16 protein-coding genes are annotated in these 16,852 nt (G+C 40.5%); 7 read left to right on the top strand and 9 right to left on the bottom strand.

The window, feature by feature from the left end:
- Positions 1-47: 47 nt before the first annotated feature.
- Entirely contained in the window at positions 48-1,064 is a 1,017-nt protein-coding gene (galE, locus tag ACKWBX_RS03545) for a UDP-glucose 4-epimerase GalE (RefSeq protein ID WP_413967267.1), read from the bottom strand.
- Between the two features lie 40 nt (positions 1,065-1,104).
- Positions 1,105-2,259: a DegT/DnrJ/EryC1/StrS family aminotransferase gene (locus ACKWBX_RS03540; protein ID WP_413967266.1), complete on the bottom strand. Its 1,155-nt coding sequence runs from the start codon at positions 2,257-2,259 to the stop codon at positions 1,105-1,107.
- A gap of 91 nt (positions 2,260-2,350) precedes the next feature.
- On the opposite strand from ACKWBX_RS03540, the gene ACKWBX_RS03535 reads away from it, so the two are divergent.
- Positions 2,351-3,586 carry a 3-deoxy-D-manno-octulosonic acid transferase gene (locus tag ACKWBX_RS03535; protein WP_413967265.1) on the top strand — a complete coding sequence of 412 codons (1,236 nt, stop codon included), beginning with the start codon at positions 2,351-2,353 and terminating at the stop codon, positions 3,584-3,586.
- 17 nt (positions 3,587-3,603) lie between these two features.
- A complete protein-coding gene (locus ACKWBX_RS03530; RefSeq protein WP_413967264.1) occupies positions 3,604-3,861 on the top strand; it encodes a hypothetical protein in 258 nt (85 codons plus the stop codon).
- 830 nt (positions 3,862-4,691) lie between these two features.
- Here ACKWBX_RS03530 and uxaC read toward each other — a convergent pair.
- The 6 genes from uxaC to ACKWBX_RS03500 are packed head-to-tail and all read right to left on the bottom strand — an operon-like array spanning position 4,692 to position 10,963.
- The gene (uxaC, locus tag ACKWBX_RS03525; protein ID WP_413967263.1) at positions 4,692-6,098 is read right to left on the bottom strand and encodes a glucuronate isomerase; all 1,407 of its coding nucleotides are present in this window, start codon (positions 6,096-6,098) and stop codon (positions 4,692-4,694) included.
- A 43-nt stretch (positions 6,099-6,141) separates the two neighbouring features.
- Positions 6,142-7,452 (bottom strand): TRAP transporter large permease, encoded by a 1,311-nt coding sequence (locus ACKWBX_RS03520; RefSeq protein WP_413967262.1) that lies wholly within the window; start codon positions 7,450-7,452, stop codon positions 6,142-6,144.
- Positions 7,453-7,926, bottom strand: a complete 474-nt coding sequence (locus ACKWBX_RS03515) for a TRAP transporter small permease (RefSeq protein WP_413967261.1) — start codon at positions 7,924-7,926, stop codon at positions 7,453-7,455.
- Positions 7,926-8,924, bottom strand: a complete 999-nt coding sequence (locus tag ACKWBX_RS03510) for a TRAP transporter substrate-binding protein (RefSeq protein WP_413967260.1) — start codon at positions 8,922-8,924, stop codon at positions 7,926-7,928. Before ACKWBX_RS03510 ends, ACKWBX_RS03515 begins: the two co-directional genes overlap by 1 nt.
- Before the next feature lie 11 nt (positions 8,925-8,935).
- Positions 8,936-10,144 (bottom strand): mannonate dehydratase, encoded by a 1,209-nt coding sequence (uxuA, locus tag ACKWBX_RS03505; RefSeq protein ID WP_413967259.1) that lies wholly within the window; start codon positions 10,142-10,144, stop codon positions 8,936-8,938.
- The gene (locus tag ACKWBX_RS03500; RefSeq protein ID WP_413967258.1) at positions 10,145-10,963 is read right to left on the bottom strand and encodes an SDR family oxidoreductase; all 819 of its coding nucleotides are present in this window, start codon (positions 10,961-10,963) and stop codon (positions 10,145-10,147) included.
- 650 nt (positions 10,964-11,613) lie between these two features.
- On the opposite strand from ACKWBX_RS03500, the gene ACKWBX_RS03495 reads away from it, so the two are divergent.
- The 5 genes from ACKWBX_RS03495 to ACKWBX_RS03475 all read left to right on the top strand — a co-directional run bounded on the left by ACKWBX_RS03495 (position 11,614) and on the right by ACKWBX_RS03475 (position 15,345).
- The gene (locus tag ACKWBX_RS03495; RefSeq protein ID WP_413967257.1) at positions 11,614-12,210 is read left to right on the top strand and encodes a TetR/AcrR family transcriptional regulator; all 597 of its coding nucleotides are present in this window, start codon (positions 11,614-11,616) and stop codon (positions 12,208-12,210) included.
- Positions 12,211-12,373: 163 nt separating this feature from the next.
- Positions 12,374-12,943, top strand: coding sequence for a carboxymuconolactone decarboxylase family protein (locus ACKWBX_RS03490; protein ID WP_413967256.1), 570 nt, complete (start codon positions 12,374-12,376; stop codon positions 12,941-12,943).
- A 62-nt stretch (positions 12,944-13,005) separates the two neighbouring features.
- A complete protein-coding gene (locus tag ACKWBX_RS03485) occupies positions 13,006-13,557 on the top strand; it encodes a thioredoxin family protein (RefSeq protein ID WP_413967255.1) in 552 nt (183 codons plus the stop codon).
- A gap of 42 nt (positions 13,558-13,599) precedes the next feature.
- Positions 13,600-14,382, top strand: coding sequence for a DUF6503 family protein (locus ACKWBX_RS03480; protein WP_413967254.1), 783 nt, complete (start codon positions 13,600-13,602; stop codon positions 14,380-14,382).
- A 138-nt stretch (positions 14,383-14,520) separates the two neighbouring features.
- Entirely contained in the window at positions 14,521-15,345 is an 825-nt protein-coding gene (locus tag ACKWBX_RS03475) for a ThuA domain-containing protein (RefSeq protein WP_413967253.1), read from the top strand.
- 121 nt (positions 15,346-15,466) lie between these two features.
- On the opposite strand, the gene ACKWBX_RS03470 is transcribed toward ACKWBX_RS03475, so the two are convergent.
- A complete protein-coding gene (locus tag ACKWBX_RS03470; RefSeq protein WP_413967252.1) occupies positions 15,467-16,852 on the bottom strand; it encodes a glycoside hydrolase family 28 protein in 1,386 nt (461 codons plus the stop codon).

Here is a 16,852-nt window from a genome sequence, read left to right as displayed (position 1 = left end):
GGGAAATATACTCATATTTCCCCTTACTTATTCAGATATAAATTTTATTAATCCCGAATTTTCTGTTCCCAGACCCAAGCGGATTTCATGGCTTCGTCCAAAGTATATTTTGATTTCCAGCCCAATTCCTCATTGGCCTTTGTAGTATCGGCATAGGCGGTGGTTATATCTCCCGGTCTTCTCCCCACGATTTTGTAGTTCAATTTTCTTCCCGAAACTTTTTCAAAACTTTGTATGACCTCCAATACCGAACTTCCTTTTCCAGTACCCACATTAAAGACTTCATAGTTTTCTTTGTTCTTACCGTTCAATAAGCGCTCAAGAGCCACTACATGGGCCCTGGCCAAATCTACCACGTAGATATAATCCCGTATGCAGGTTCCGTCCGGCGTAGGATAATCATCCCCATAGACGGACAATTCGTCTCTAAGACCGATGCCGGTCTGGGTGATGAACGGTACCAAATTCTGTGGCACTCCAATAGGAAGTTCCCCTATCTCGGCACTGGGATGGGCGCCCATCGGATTAAAATATCGTAAAGCTATCGCATTTAAGCTAGGTACTACTTTACAAGTATCCCGTATAATCTCTTCCCCCATCTGTTTTGTATTGCCATACGGAGATTCCGCCGCTTTTACCGGAGCATCTTCGGTAATGGGCATTTTATCTGCCTGGCCATAAACCGTACACGATGAACTAAAAATAAAACTGGCCCTATTCTTTTTGCAAAGCTCCTTTAAAACATATACTAAAGTCCCAATATTGTTCTCGTAGTACAACAAGGGCTTTTCAACACTTTCGCCTACCGCTTTTGAAGCTGCAAAATGAATTACACCTTCCACATCTTCATATCGGTCAAAAAAGTCTTCGACCTTGTCTTTCTCCTTTAAATCGATTTTCTCAAAAAGGGGTCTTTTACCCGTTATCTTTTCTATTCCATCAAGTACATCTTCCTTGGCGTTGGAACAATCGTCAATAACAACAACTTCAAAACCTTTATGCTGGAGTTCCACTACGGTGTGCGAACCTATAAAACCGAGACCTCCCGTTACCAATACTTTCATTTATTCAAATTTATCGCCTAAAACTAGGTATTTAAAGTGTTTATCCGTTTACAAAACCGATAACCGTTTCGGTTATATAGCTTATCTGCTCATCATCCAGCTCCGTATGCATGGGCAGGGAAACCACCTCTTTCACTAATTGATTCGTCACTGAAAAATCCTCTTCCTTATATCTTTCATCCAAGTATGCCTTTTGTTTATGCAATGGAATAGGATAATACACCCCGCATGGAATGTCCTTCTCCTGCAAGTGTTTCACCAAACCGTCCCGTTTTCCATTGGTGATCCGTAAGGTATATTGATGAAAAACATGACAGTCACAAGTATCGCAAATCCCCTCACACCCATTGACCGTTTTTGGTACAATTATATTCGGTTGATTGGCAAGAGCTCTGGAATATTTTCTGGCGGATGCTCTGCGTGCATCACAATATTGGTCCAATTTTGGCAATTTTACCCTTAAGACCGCAGCCTGTATGGAGTCCAATCTAGAATTTACACCTACTACATCATGATGATACCGCTCGTACATCCCGTGGTTGACCATGCCTCTCAGCGTATGCGCTAAATCATCGTCATTGGTAAATATTGCACCTCCATCCCCATAAGCCCCTAAGTTTTTAGAGGGGAAAAAGGAAGTTGCACCAACATGACCCATGCTACCCGCCATCGATTTATTGCCGTTTTTGGATAAATATTTAGCTCCAATAGCTTGTGCATTATCCTCTATTACATATAAATTGTGTTCTTCGGCAAGCGTTAGAATGGCATCCATATCCGCACACTGTCCAAACAAATGTACAGGTACGATCGCTTTCGTTTTTGGCGTAATCGCTTTTTTTACAGCTTCAATATCAATATTGAACGTTTCGGCATCAACATCTACCAAAACAGGGGTCAATCTTAATAAGGCAATGACCTCAACAGTTGCCGCAAAGGTAAAATCTGCGGTAATCACCTCATCTCCCGGTTGTAGACCAAGGCCCATCATTGCTATTTGAAGCGCATCCGTACCATTGGCGCAAGGAATTACGTGCTTAACCCCAAGATAGTCCTCTAAATCCTTTTGAAAAGCATGTACCGCGGGACCGTTTATAAATGATGATGTTTCAAGAATTTCTGTTATAGAAGTATTTATCTGTTCCTTTATTTCTTGATATTGACCACCAAGGTCTACCATTTGTATTTTTCTCATGCCGCACGATTTTCTTATGCTTCACAAAAATACGAAACCATGCGCTATTGTTTTCTAGAAAGAAATGTAATTTAGCTGCAAATCTACCGGTTTGTACATTCTTTATCAGCTATTAATTTCATTGGTTTCACTATTCCTTAGACTCATTGCCTTGGTGAACCCAAAAATTAAACTGTTCGTTACCGGGAGGAGCAATACATTCAAAACTCTTGAGAAAAACATAGCGAAAACCGATAAGGTTATTTGGATTCATGCAGCTTCCTTGGGAGAGTACGAACAAGGTCTTCCCATTATGGAACGCTTAAAAACGGAGTACCCCTCCCATAAAATATTGCTTACCTTCTTTTCCCCTTCCGGATTCGAAATCAAAAAAAATACCCCTGCCGCAGATGTGGTCACCTATCTGCCCATGGACAGCAAAAACAAAGTTGAACGGTTTTTAACGCTGGCACATCCGGTATTGGCCATTTTTATCAAGTATGAGATTTGGCCCAATTACCTGAAGGCATTGGGAGCAAAGAACATTCCTACACTTTTGATTTCATCGCTTTTCAAAAGAAATCAAGCTTATTTTAAATGGTATGGCAGTTTCATGCGAAAGGCATTGAGGTATTTCACCCATTTTTATGTACAAAATGAAAATGCTAAAGCCTTACTACATTCCATAGGTTTTGACAATGTCACTATTGCTGGGGACACTCGTCTGGATAGGGTCTTTGAAATATTGAGTCGTGATAATTCCATAGCTTTTATGGATGATTTCAACAAAGGAAAAATATGTTTTGTGGCCGGTAGTACATGGTCAGAAGATGAAAAGCTATTGGTACAGTATATCAACAACACGGAAAATGACTTAAAATACGTTATTGCTCCCCATAATATTAACGAGGCACACAGCAAGTCATTATTGAAAGTATTAAAAAAACCAACTGTTCTGTACTCAGATTTAGCCTCCCAAATCATACAGGATTTTGATGTATTAATATTGGACACCATTGGACTATTGACAAAAGTGTACAGTTATGCGGACGTAGCCTATGTGGGCGGAGCTTTTGCCACAGGTCTGCACAATACCTTGGAACCCGCGGTATTTGGAATTCCTGTCATCATAGGACCTAACTATACCGGTTTTATGGAGGCGGAAAATCTTGTAAAGCTTGGTGGTGTTCTATCCATAGACAATCAGGAAGGTTTAGATAAAACGTTGGACGGACTCATAAATCATGAATCGCGAAGGGAAACAACGGGGGCTATAAATGTTAACTATATTACAAATAACAAAGGGGCAAGCGTCCAAATTATGGACCATATCCGTAGATTATTATAACTATAACTCGTTACAATATGAAATGGCCCCAAGCCTTCATTGTAATTTCAATCCTTGTGACCGGGCTTTCCTGTAAGGACTTTTTTGTAAAATCCAAAGAAGGAAATCCTATTGATGCAAACGACAAAAATTGGCAAAGACCACCGGAAGGTTTGCCCAAGGAAAAAGACAGCATCCTCCATAAAAATAAAAAGCCATTGAAAAAATTCAAAAAAAGTAGACCGCAGGATACTTTGAAACCAAGAATGGCACATATTCGGGACTTAAAGGAATAAATCTAAAATAGTCTTCGTTTCCTTTAATCTTTCTATTCCATCAAAAAATAATGCTTTAAAATAATTTCATAGTCTATTTTTAAACGTTAATCGATTTATCTATCTATTTTACAGCGTCTTATGACATAACTCCATATCTTAGAAGAAACAACACACTATGATTATGGAACATGAACTTTCTCCGGGCACTAAAATGCTCAATGGGTTTCTTCGGATAATGATTTTTTGCTTGATCGGAATTCTTATAGCTATACCGGTTGCACTAATTTTAGACCTTGTTGGAATAATAGATTAGCAGTAAATCATCACATAGATTAAAATGTAAACACCCTAAATAAGCAAGGGTGTTTTTTGTCTCTTTTCATTAAAATGGGGTAATTCAAAAATTCGGCGAAGTTTTAAGTTTTACCGATGAAACGCGTTATTCCAAAAATACAAACCACAGCTTGAAATGGTTTCACAACAAAAATGTAAGAATATACAACATTTTTCATGCTAGGCATTGTAACAAAACTAACTTGAAAGATTATAACTTAAAAGTAGGTATGTTATGAATCATTTATCATTTAAAACTGGGGTAGATTCTTATCTATCAGTGCTTATCGTTGCGATGCAAGCCGTTTTGGCCGTAGTCGCAGTCGGAACTATTCTCTCACTTGTGGGAGTTATTTAATCATTTAACTAAATGCTTATATGTAAAACATTACCTTAAACACGAAAACCCCTCATATGAGGGGTTTTTTATTTGAAATTAATTTGTCCCTAGAATGAATATAAATATTATAGACGTATTCCTAAAGTATTAGTAAAACATCGGAAAGACCTAAGTATCAATCGGTGAAATCAAAGTATTCCTTACTATTATAATAACTGATATCGGATACTATTTTACCCAACCACTTTTCATCCGAAGGCAACTCTCCATTAACAACATCCTTACCAATAAGATTGCACAGTATTCTTCTAAAATATTCATGTCTTGGAAAAGAAAGAAAACTACGGGAATCTGTAAGCATTCCAATAAAACAACTCAAAATTCCAATATTGGATAATGCATTTATTTGTTTTTCCATACCATCTTTTTGGTCTAAAAACCACCAAGCAGAGCCAAATTGAATTTTACCTTTTATACTTCCGTCATTAAAATTACCAACAGTAGAGGCAATGACTTCATTATCCGAAGGGTTTAGATTGTACAGAATGGTTTTGGTCAACTGATCGGTACCGTCCAGATCATTCAAAAACCTGTTCAATCCATAGGCCTGTGGGTAATCTCCAATAGAATCAAAACCGGTATCAGGCCCTAACTTTTTTAACAAACGGGTATTGGTATTTCTTACCGCACCCAAATGAAACTGCTGTACCCATCCCTTTTCATGGTAAATTCTACATAAAGCCAATAAGGTGTGGTATTTAAAGAATGTAACTTCGCTATCGTGCAAAACCGCTCCCTTTTTCGCTTTCACAAAAAGAGTGTCTATAGAAAAGCCCGTGACATCTTGGTGCATTATGCAATCCAATCCATGATCCGCCAAACGGCATCCGTTTTCATGAAAAAAAGCTATCCTATTTTCCAGCGCACTTAGCAGGTCATCGTACGTTTCTATAGACGTTCCAATGACCGATTCTAACGCCTCCAAATAATCAACATATGCTTTAGTATTCTCTACTCCAAAAGCTTTATCGGGCCTAAATGTGGGGCACACTTTTATGGGGATATTCTGTTTTTTTATAGATCGATGGTACCTTAAATCATCTTTTGGGTCATCCGTAGTACAAAGAAGCTCCACGTTGGACTGTTTTAACAGTCCAAGTGTACTATGGGACGCGCTTTGCAACATGTCCGAAGTCTGACTATAGACTTCTTTTGCATTGCTTCCTGAAAGTAGCGAATCTATTCCAAAATAACGTTTTAACTCCAAATGCGTCCAATGATAAAGGGGATTACGCATGGTATAAGGAACGGTTTCTCCCCATTTAATGAATTTATCAACATCCGAAGCTTTACCGGTAATATATTTCTCATTAACGCCGCAAGTACGCATTGCCCGCCATTTATAATGATCTCCGGCCAACCAGATTTGGGTGCAGTTTTCAAAGGTCCTGTCATCTGCGATATCTCTAGGCGAAAGGTGATTGTGATAGTCGATTATGGGAAGATTCTTCGCGTAACCGTGAAATAATTTTTTGGCAAAATCATTCTGCAACAGAAAATCATCATGGATAAAGGTGCTCATATGTGTTGTTCTATATTATATTTCTTTTATCAAAATCGATTTCCTAATCGATCAACCCAAAAAAACGGGGCAACCAAAGTGATATTTCCGAGAAAAAAGTGATTAAAATCAAAACTACGGTCATTGCCGCCAAAAGTGACAATAAGGGTTTGATAACCTTTGTGACCGGAACTTTGGCCACTCCACTGCCCACAAATAGCAACGTTCCTACGGGAGGTGTACAAACACCGATGCAAAGATTCAATACGATGATCATACCAAATTGAACGGGGTGCATTCCCAATGCCATTGCAACGGGGAGAAAAATGGGCGTAAATATGAGTACTGCCGGTGTCATATCCATAAAAGTTCCCACAATCAGCAATATTAAATTAATGATTAAAAATACTACTATGGGGTTACTTACGGAATCTACCAAAGTACTGGTAAGCATTTGTGGAATACCCTCAAAGGAAAAAAGCCAAGACATGACCATAGAGGTCGCTATCAAAAACATGACTACCGCCGTTGTTTTGGCACTTTTCAATAAGATAGACCTGAAATCCTTTACATTCAATTCTTTATTGATAAAGCCAAGTATCGCTGCATAAACCACTGCAATGGCAGCTGCCTCAGTGGCCGTAAAAATTCCCGCAACAATACCGCCAACAACAATGAACAAAAGTGTAAGGCTCATGAACGCATTCTTAAAATCGATCAGCAATCTTTTAAAACTTACCCTATCCGCTTTAGGAAGTCCTTTTCTTCTGGCATATACATAGACCATCAGCATAACGGACAGACCCACTAAAATTCCAGGTATATAGCCCGCTATGAACAATGCTGCTACGGAAGCTGTACCACCACTGGCCAAAGCGAAAATGATAAGCACATTACTAGGTGGAATCAATAGTCCCGTTGTTGAAGAACTTATGTTTACGGCAGCACTAAATTCCCTGGGATAGCCTTCTTTTTCCATCTTATCCGTCAATGCGCTTCCAATAGCCGATGCAGCCGCTATGGCCGAACCGGAAATAGCACCAAAAAGCATTGCCGAGATGATATTCACATAGGCCAGTCCTCCGGGCAAACTCCCGATAAGCGATTTTGCAAAATCTATTAATCGTTTTGCCACTCCGCCCCTGTTCATTAGCTCACCGGCCAAAATAAAGAAGGGGATGGCCAATAAGGCAAAATTATCGATCCCAGTAGTCATCCGCTGGCTCGCAGTGGTCACCGAAGGTAAAAACGGTATATTGATCACCAATACCAATGTTGTGGAAATCCCTATGGAATAGGCCACGGGAACACCATAGATTAAAAGCCCAAAAAAACTAATGAATAGAACCAGAATACTAATTGTTTCAATACTCATCTATTCAAAATTTAGTTTTCTAATATTGTAGATTGAAAAGAAAATAATCAGTAGACCGCAGAACGGCACAATAGCATACACATATCCCAAAGGCAACTGTAGCGCAGGTGAAGTCTGACCGAGACGTAAAGTAGTATATACCAAATTGCCCCCGCCAACAACCATCACGACCAATGCGAACAACGCCATTAGCACTTGAATCATTTTTTGTCTTTTGCGCTTTTTATCTTCAGAAAGTTTGGATAGCAAAAAATCCATAGAAAGATGTCCTTCCTTTTGGCCGTTGATATAGGTCGCGCCGATAACGGTCAACCAAATCAACGAAAAGCGTGCAAATTCCTCTGTAAAAGAACTGGATCGCCCTACCACATATCTTGAGATTACCTGCCAGACTACATCTATAACCAATAACCCAAATATAACAACAAGTAAGGTCTCCACCGTTTTGTTCAATATTTGATATATTTTTTCCATCAGTTTGCCAAGATTTGTTCAATCACTTTCTTCATCTCGGCATTGCCCATCATTTTTTCCAAAACCGGTTTTGATTTTTCAGAAAATTCGTTTTTATCGGGATAGAAAAATTTAACATTGGCTTTTTTTAAAACTTTCATATTTTCCGCAACAGTTTCTTCCCAATACGCTTTTTGTTTCGCAACACTTTCTTTGGCAGCATATCGCAACCATTCTTTTTCCTCAGAATTCAACCGGTTCCAAAATTTTGTTCCTATGACCACCACGTCCGGTACCATGGTATGCTCGTCAAAAGTATAATACTTGCAAACCTCGTAGTGATTGGATGTCACAAAGGAAGGTATGTTGTTCTCAGCGCCATCCACGACATTTTGCTGCAAGGCAGTGTATAATTCCCCATAGGCCATTGGCGTGGCGGAACCTCCCAGAGCATTTACCATGTTTACGGACATTTCATCGTTCATGGTCCTGATTTTCATTTTGTCCAAATCGGCCGGCGTGCGAACAGGTTCTTTCTTGGTATAAAAACTCCTGGCACCTGCATCGTAAAAGCACAACCCTCTTAATAGATATTCCGATCCGCTTTCCAAAAGCTTTTTTCCTACGTCACCTTCCAAGACACGAAACAAGTGCGCTCTGTCCCGAAACAGGTACGGTATGTTCGTAACTTGATACTCCGGAGCAAAGTTGGACATAGAGGCCGCGCTCACTTTGGTCATGGCAATACTACCTATCTGAAGCAATTCCAAGACCTCACGTTCCGTACCTAGTTGACCATCGGGAAATATCTTGATCTGCAATTTGCCTTCGGATTTTTTTTCGAGGGATTCCTTCATCGCAACGATACCTTTATGTACCGGATGGGACATTGGAAGCGAGTGGGCAAAATAAAGTACTTTTCCGTCCTTTACCCCTGAACAGGAAATCAATAGCATAATTGTTACGAGACATACACAGCTTAATTTCCCGAACTTATGCAATTGGTTATATTTTATCATGTTGAAATCACTTATGCCGTTCCTCCTATTTTAAGTCCTTCCCGGATTCCTTTTTCCAGGCCTGAAAGTTGTGCCAATCCCATGGCCCGACCTATCAAGGAGTATCCTGAGTAAAAATCGTTCATTCTTTTCTTATCGTCCAACAGCACATGGCCGTGGTCAGGTCGTATGGGAATACGAATCTCCCCTTTACCGTTCAAATGTCTTTTTCTTTGTTCCTGTACAATAGCTTTCATCACTTTTTCCATGGAAACGGAACCGTTTAGGTGTTCCGCTTCATAAAAACTACCATCGGGAAGTCTTGTTACGTTTCGCAAGTGAACAAAATGGATTTTATCCCCAAAATCCTGTACTATTTTTACCAAATCGTTATCGGCCGAAGCCCCTAGGGAACCTGAACAGAACGTTAAACCATTACTTGCCGAAGGGCAAGCCTCCAAAACAAACTTTAACTCCTCATAATTCGAAGCTATTCTAGGCACCCCAAAGACCGAAAATGGAGGATCATCCGGATGTATTGCCATTCTCACGCCCAATTTTTCCGCTTCTGGAATTATTGCTTTTAAAAAATAGGCCAAGTTATCTTGAAGCTGTTCTTTATCTATTTCCAAAACAAGGGAATGATTCTTTTTGAACTCGTCCAAGTCGATCAATTTTCTTGAACCGGGCATACCGGCCAAAATAGCTTTCTCCAACCTTTGGCGTGCCGCATCATCCAATGCTTCAAAATAATCCTGGGCCTTTTTGAGGACAACCTCATCATAACTATCCCTGGCATGTTCACGCTTTAATATAAAAAGGTCAAATGCCGCAGCAGCTATAGGATCATAATGCAATGCGGAGGCACCGTTAGGCAGCTCATAGTCCAAGTTTGTACGTGTCCAATCTATGAGTTGCATAAAATTGTAACATACCACATAGATGCCATTTGCGGCCAAGTTTTTTAAGGTCTGTTTATAATTGGCTATATAAGCATCTCTTTCCGGCAAACCATATTTAATGGCCGTATGAACATTTACGCTTTCCACAACGGCCCATTCCATTCCATGGTCCTCTATTTCTTTTTTCAATGAAGCTATGGTTTCCAACGGCCATACTTCTCCCAATGGAATTTCTTGACAAGCGGCAACAATACCTTCTACACCCAATTGTTTGATATCGCTCAAAGCGACACCAAAATCAGGACCGAACCAACGAAAAGTCTTTTTTAAATTCTTCATCTATACTCCTGAAAATGAACTAAAACCCCCATCCACATCAAATATACTGCCGGTCACAAAACTGGATGCATCGCTCAAAAGGTAATGTACCATTCCGTTAAGTTCGGAAGCATCACCAAAACGTGCCATGGGCGTATTGGCAAGTATTTTATTTCCCCTTTCGGTATGGGAGCCATCTTCATTGGTGAGCAACCTTCTATTCTGATTTCCAATAAAAAAACCCGGAGCAATGGCATTTACACGAATTTTATCCGTGAACTTAGAGGCCAGTTCATTCGCCATCCATTTGGTAAAGGTGTCTACGCCCGCTTTTGCCATGGAGTATCCCAAAACTCGGGAAATGGCCTGTTTAGAAGCCATGGATGAGATGTTTATGATTGCACCATGTCCTTGGGCAGCCATAATTTGACTTAAGACGATGGTAGGGACTACTGTCCCGAACAGATTAATATCCAGTACTTTTTGCGTATCGTCAATAGCAATGTCATAGATGCGCTGCTCGGAATTTAGGGTCGCGCCCGGTATATTTCCTCCGGCCAAATTGATGAGACCGTCCAAATGCTCGAAATTGTTCGAAATTTCATCCCTCACCTCATTGAGTGCCCCTTCGTTCAAAACATCCACCTCATAAGTATATGTACTTTCTGGACTAATGGCATTTAAGGCCTTTTTTTTGGTGAGTAATTTATTTGGTGAACGCCCCAACAAAATAATCTTGGCATCCTGTTGTACCAAATATTCGGCTATGAAACCTCCCAGTGTACCAGTACCTCCGGATAAGGCAAACACTTTATTTTTTAATGAAAATAAATCGCTCATTCTATATTCTCTTCTTTTAATTATTTATATGTTACTATGATTGTTCGGTGACCTATTCGATATATACTTCATATTTTATTTTAAATTCATCGGGAATATGATTGATAACTATACTTGATTCGGTAAAATTTCTTACTGAATCAAATCTACTAAAAAAGCGTGGTAACCTCTTCGGTTCAATCGCCTTATTCACGCAACCACTTTTCAAGTTGTCCGCTAAGTACAATTTATTTGTATGGATAGAAAAAAACCCTTAGTGATATTTTATGTACAATTATACTTGAGTGATGACTAGAATATAAGGTTAACAACTCTAAAATTAGTTGTAAATCAATGAAAAATAGGGATATGAAAAATGATTATCCTTTGGTTTTTGTACAAATGAAAATTTGGTATATAACCCTAAATACCCAAACTATGGTGTTTTGACAAATTTCCTTCTGTTTTGAGAGTAGCACTGTTTTAAAGTCTTTATTAGGATGAAAATATTGTTATTAGAACTATCAGACGACCAAAATAAGTGCCAATCTGAAACATTAAATCGATTTATCAAACAATGACAACGTACTGTTTTGAAAAATTTAACATTTTTAATTTTGAAACGACTGGTCTATTATTATACATTTGCATTGTATTTAGAGTAATCCGTTATGGCAAAGCATGATATAAATAATATACTTGATAAGGGCATAGAGCTTTTTCGATTGAATGGATTCCACAAAACGGGAATCCGCGATATCCTTAAAGCCTGTGATATGCCCAAAGGTTCATTTTATCATTTTTTTGAAAGTAAAGAGGATTTCGCCATCAAAGCAATCGACCATTTTGACGAACTTATCAGTAAGGATTTTCAAAAGAACCTGTCTGATGAAAGCCTGTCGTACTTTGATCGTATCAAAAATCATTTCCGAATTCATATCCATTGGTATACCAAAAACGATTACAAAGTAGGTTGTCTTTTGGGGAACTTAAGTACTGAAGTTGCTGGAACCATTGATTCCGTTTCCAATAAGATTTCCAAGGTTTATCATGAATGGAGCAAGGGTCTGGCCACCTTTATAGAAAAAGGTCAGCAAGCTGGTGAAATCAGGGATGATATATCGGCCATTAATCTGGCGAACTATCTTTTTGACAGCTTTAACGGTGCCTTGGGCCGTATGAAAGTGGAACGAAGCGGCGGACCCTTGGAACATTTTATGGACATTAATTTGGAATTCACAAGAAAAAAGGAAAGAATAGCAAGTTAGAATTATTATTTTTTTACTTTAAAAATAAACGAACGGTCTATTATTTTATATGATAATTTGAAAAAGAAAATAAACAAGCATGTAGAATGGCCGCCTATATGCCCTAAATCAAGAACGGTCACAAATAATTAAAATTTAATATTAATCCTCAAAATCCATTAAAATGGCAACAATTGAAAAATTAGATTACGATGTAAGAACCATCGAGAATGCACCTGAAAACTCAAGACCAGCTTTGGAAGCGGCTAAGAAAGCCTACGGTTTTTCGCCCAACCTTTTAGGCACAATGGCGAACCACCCTGCGCTTTTAAAAAATTACTGGGAAGGTAGCGCCAATTTAGATGCAAACAGTACTTTAACTGGCGTTGAGCAGCAAGTGGCCTTTTTGTCCGCCAGCTACGAGAACAACTGCCACTACTGTATGGCAGCACATACTACTATCGGTCAAATGCACAAGATTGACCAAAGCATCCTTGATGCCCTTCGTGCCGGTGAACCCATAGCCGATACAAAGTTAGAGGCTTTGAGCCAGTATGTAAAGGCTACTACCGTGAAAAGAGGTCGCGTTTCGCAAGACGATATCGACGCTTTCTTGGAGGCAGGCTATACTCAGGAGAATATCCTTGAGGTAATCACTATCGTGAGCCTTAAAGTGATGACGAACTACATCAACTACGTGGCCCAGACTCCGGTCGATGCCGCTTTTGAGCCAAATACTTGGGCTACTAAATAATTTTGATAACATCCAAACCACAGGATTTTTTAAAGGTTCTGTGGTTTTAAAAACCAAATATTATGTCATTAGTACAATCCAATATGCTGGCTTTAGGCACTAAGGCGCCCTCTTTCAACCTTCCTGATACTGTATCTGGCAAAACGCTGTCTTTATCAGATTTAAAATCAGATACAGCTACTGTCATCGCCTTTATCTGCAACCACTGTCCGTTTGTACACCACATCAACGAAAGCTTGGTCGAGGTGGCAAACGACTATCAGGCCAAGGGCGTGCAGTTTATCGCCATCAGCAGCAACGATGTGGATTTTTATCCGCAAGACGGGCCGCAAATGATGGGCCGGGTAGCCGATTCTTTGGGCTATCCGTTTCCTTATCTCTACGACGAGAGCCAAAAGGCGGCGCGAGACTATCAAGCGGAGTGCACGCCTGATTTCTTCGTCTTCGACGGAAATCTGGAACTGGCCTATAGGGGGCGTTTCGACGAGACCCGACCGGGAATGGGAAGGCCTACGGGCAGAGAACTATCCGCTGCCCTCGATGCCTTGGTTGCCGGAGCGTCCGTAAACGATCAACAACATCCTAGTATCGGATGCAGTATCAAATGGAAGTAATACATCCCATTAAAAATAAACACATCTAAATTTAAATACACCATGAAAAAAACAATTCTCATATTTTTAGTAGCGGGCGTTTTCGCATTTACGAACGCCCAAGACGCCAAACAACTTGTGGCCGATGCCATCGAAGCGACCGGCGGAAAAAAGAATTTTTACAGTAAAGGTTCCGTAAATTATGACTTGGAATATCGCACGCCCAAAGGCGAGAATGCCATCACTTTGTTGGCCAACGAAACATACCTCTTCAACGGCGAACGTTCGTATGCTACCTATACCGAACACAGCCTTACCGGCGCGAACGGGAAAGTAGTTGAGGGTTACGATGGTACCAATGCCTGGGTTACTTTTGATGGAAAGCTTTCTAGCGACGAACAAGCCAACGGGGTTGCCCGTTTTTTAAGAAAAACGAACTATTATTGGTTTAGCATGTTCTTTAAATTGCTCGACGAGGGCGTAAACCATGAACTTTTAGAAGATCAAAAAGTGACTGGAAAGGACTATAACCGGGTCAAAATCACTTTTGGCGACAATGTAGGTGATGCTCAAGATACATACGTACTCTATATCAATAAAAAAACAAAATTGATCGATCAGTTTTTATTTACGGTCGTAGGTTTCGGAATTACGGAGCCAAGTTTAATGACCTATAAATATCAAACGGTTGGTGGTATTAAAATTCCCGCAAAACGCAAGTACGTACAAGCAGATTGGGACGGGAACGTAAAAGGAGATGGATACACCATCACGAACTGGACGAACATCAAATTTGGCGCGGAGGCCGATAAGGGCATGTTCGAGAAGCCCGCGATGGCGAAGTAATATAAAATGTATAACCTCTGCGCTAAAGAGTTTTTGAAAACAAACGCATGATGAAGAAGATAAAACCTCCCGAAAAACCATTCGATTATTTGATATGTTTTTCGGGATGTTTTTTTGATATAATTAAATAGCAAAAAAATGCATAATAGAATAAAAGCCCTGTTGATCACAGGAGGGCATTGGTTCGAAGAAGAACCTTTTTTTGAAATGATTTCAGCCCTGCAACTGTGGGACGATGACGTCGAAATCGACTGGACTCATGCCGCACAGCCCGAGGCGCAAGCTTTTTTTACTCCAGAAAAAGCTGCCGAGTTCGACGTGTTCGTCTGCTACGATATGCCCGGTGTAACTTATACGGGCGGCTTACCGCGGTTTAAACTTACCGACCCGCCTGAAGCGCATAAAACGGATTTTTTAAACCTGTTGAACGCAGGCAAACCTTTCGTTTTTCTGCATCACGCTATCGCCAGTTGGCCTTCTTGGCCCGAATATGCCGAAATTGTAGGGGGAAGTTTTCAGTTCGTGCCAGCAAAACTCCGTGGAAAAATAGTACCCGGTTCTGGCTACAGGTTCAACGTCCCTCAAGAAATCAAAGTTTTAGATACCGAACATCCCATCGTTACTGGTTTTGATGCGAACTTTAAAATTCAAGATGAGGTATATATGTACACCGTTTTCGAAGATGATATAACGCCTTTATTGCGGAATACCAATTTCGAATTTACTCCTGAAAATTTCCGCAGTGGCGGTGACGGTTTTAAAGAACACCCGGGCGGCAGTAATTTGGTTGGTTGGACAAAAACCTACGGAAATTCCCCCATCGCCTACATCATGTTCGGGCATGGGCCTCAGGTGTATTATGACAAACAGTACCGCTCGCTCATCGTAAATTCCATCAAATGGGCCGTAAGTAAAGAAGCGACCGATTGGTTACGGCAGCAACACCTTAAGGCAGAGGTTTAATGGTTTTGGGCGTAACCTAAATCTCAGGATTTGGAGGTCCAAATCAGCTTATGTGAATCAAGGAAGCAATACTATAAATAGTGCATCAAAAAAAGGGAAGATTCCTATGGAACGAATCGCCTCAATCGTTAATCACCTTAATTTCTTGGATGGTTTCACCGTTCACACGCAAATTATCGTGGCTGTCATTGATGACATCTTGAAAGACCACAGGCTTTCGAAGGTCGTCGTTCACGGTTGTGATGCTGATATTTTCCAGATGCAGCCCATTAATATGCCTAGCGAAAATTCCCGATGCTGGTAGCGTTCCTACTTTGCTGAATTCTGGCCACCAGCCTTTGAGAGTTTCTAAAGTATATTCTTTCAGATCGGTTTTATCGGCCTGTGCCTGTGTTCCGCCACCGGCGACAATAAATTGTACATCCTTAAGGCTCACATCTTCAATGCGGTGATTGGGCATTCCGGTTAGGAAAAAAGCGGAGTTCACATCGCCCATCGAATTATCGACCACGATGTTGTTGAACATAAAATTATGCATCCTTTTTAAGGGTTCATATTCGCCCTCTGGCGTATCGACCGAAGCGCGTTGTTGCGTAAAGGTCATGAAAATGGGTCGCGGCACGTTTTCCATTACGAGATTGCTGAAGACCATGTTACGCATTTCGCCCCCTTCGTTTTGCTGAATTTTGAGTCCCGAATCCTTAATATTCCGAAACGTGCAATTGGTTACAGTAACCGATTCAATGTTGCCGCGGGACAATAATCCGATTCGCATGCCGCCCCATTGCGTAGTAAAATGGCAATTGCTCACGCTGATATTCTTGCAGGGTCGGTCTGGTCGGGAAGCCTGTAGGCAGATACTATCGTCGCTATTGTCAAAAATGCTGTTGGTCACGCTTACGTTGGTGCATCCGTCAAAATCTAGTCCGTCTCCGTTGTTGTTTACACGACTGATTATTTTGATACCGTTGACGCTAATATTATCGCAGTACAACCACGCAGAAGTCCAAGCAGCGGGATTGATCAATGAAATATTGTTAAGATGAATATCAGAACTGTTCATTATGCGAATCAACATGGGCCGACCCTCCTTAAAATTTTCTTGATGGCCATTACCGTCTATTGTGCCGTAACCTTCTATAGCGATAGATTTTACCCCATCGGCAAAAATCAGGCAGCGGTTCATGTGCGGCTCGTTTTTGTACATATTCTTATGGGTATCGGTGGTATAATCCTCGTAACGTGGACTTCCCAAAAGGGTCGTACCGTTCGCCACGTGAAGCGTAATATTGTCTTTCAAGTACAAAGTACCCGTCATAAATTTTCCGCCCCCGGCGAGCAAAACCTTTCCGCCTCCTGCCTGGCTACATTCATCAATAGCCTTTTGAATAGCCTTGGTATTCAGAGTCTTTGCATCGTTCACGGCACCGTAGTCGCGTACATCATAGGTTTGTGCAACGCTTAGGCTACTGATACACAATAGATAAAAAAAGATATTCAATCGCAT

This window comes from Maribacter algae, from assembly GCF_047345745.1.
Classification (GTDB): Bacteria; Bacteroidota; Bacteroidia; order Flavobacteriales; family Flavobacteriaceae; genus Maribacter.
Note: the sequence above shows the minus strand (reverse complement) of the source record. Positions and strands in the feature narration are given on the sequence as shown.

Excerpts from the sequence above, each read along its gene's own strand:
- uxuA (WP_413967259.1), bottom strand. The coding sequence starts at position 10,144 with ATGAAGAATTTAAAAAAGACTTTTCGTTGGTTCGGTCCTGATTTTGGT.
- ACKWBX_RS03520 (WP_413967262.1), bottom strand. The coding sequence starts at position 7,452 with ATGAGTATTGAAACAATTAGTATTCTGGTTCTATTCATTAGTTTTTTT.
- galE (WP_413967267.1), bottom strand. The coding sequence starts at position 1,064 with ATGAAAGTATTGGTAACGGGAGGTCTCGGTTTTATAGGTTCGCACACC.
- ACKWBX_RS03500 (WP_413967258.1), bottom strand. The coding sequence starts at position 10,963 with ATGAGCGATTTATTTTCATTAAAAAATAAAGTGTTTGCCTTATCCGGA.
- ACKWBX_RS03540 (WP_413967266.1), bottom strand. The coding sequence starts at position 2,259 with ATGAGAAAAATACAAATGGTAGACCTTGGTGGTCAATATCAAGAAATA.
- ACKWBX_RS03515 (WP_413967261.1), bottom strand. The coding sequence starts at position 7,926 with ATGGAAAAAATATATCAAATATTGAACAAAACGGTGGAGACCTTACTT.
- ACKWBX_RS03475 (WP_413967253.1), top strand. The coding sequence starts at position 14,521 with ATGCATAATAGAATAAAAGCCCTGTTGATCACAGGAGGGCATTGGTTC.
- ACKWBX_RS03510 (WP_413967260.1), bottom strand. The coding sequence starts at position 8,924 with ATGATAAAATATAACCAATTGCATAAGTTCGGGAAATTAAGCTGTGTA.
- ACKWBX_RS03470 (WP_413967252.1), bottom strand. The coding sequence starts at position 16,852 with ATGCGATTGAATATCTTTTTTTATCTATTGTGTATCAGTAGCCTAAGC.
- uxaC (WP_413967263.1), bottom strand. The coding sequence starts at position 6,098 with ATGAGCACCTTTATCCATGATGATTTTCTGTTGCAGAATGATTTTGCC.
- ACKWBX_RS03490 (WP_413967256.1), top strand. The coding sequence starts at position 12,374 with ATGGCAACAATTGAAAAATTAGATTACGATGTAAGAACCATCGAGAAT.
- ACKWBX_RS03530 (WP_413967264.1), top strand. The coding sequence starts at position 3,604 with ATGAAATGGCCCCAAGCCTTCATTGTAATTTCAATCCTTGTGACCGGG.
- ACKWBX_RS03480 (WP_413967254.1), top strand. The coding sequence starts at position 13,600 with ATGAAAAAAACAATTCTCATATTTTTAGTAGCGGGCGTTTTCGCATTT.
- ACKWBX_RS03495 (WP_413967257.1), top strand. The coding sequence starts at position 11,614 with ATGGCAAAGCATGATATAAATAATATACTTGATAAGGGCATAGAGCTT.
- ACKWBX_RS03485 (WP_413967255.1), top strand. The coding sequence starts at position 13,006 with ATGTCATTAGTACAATCCAATATGCTGGCTTTAGGCACTAAGGCGCCC.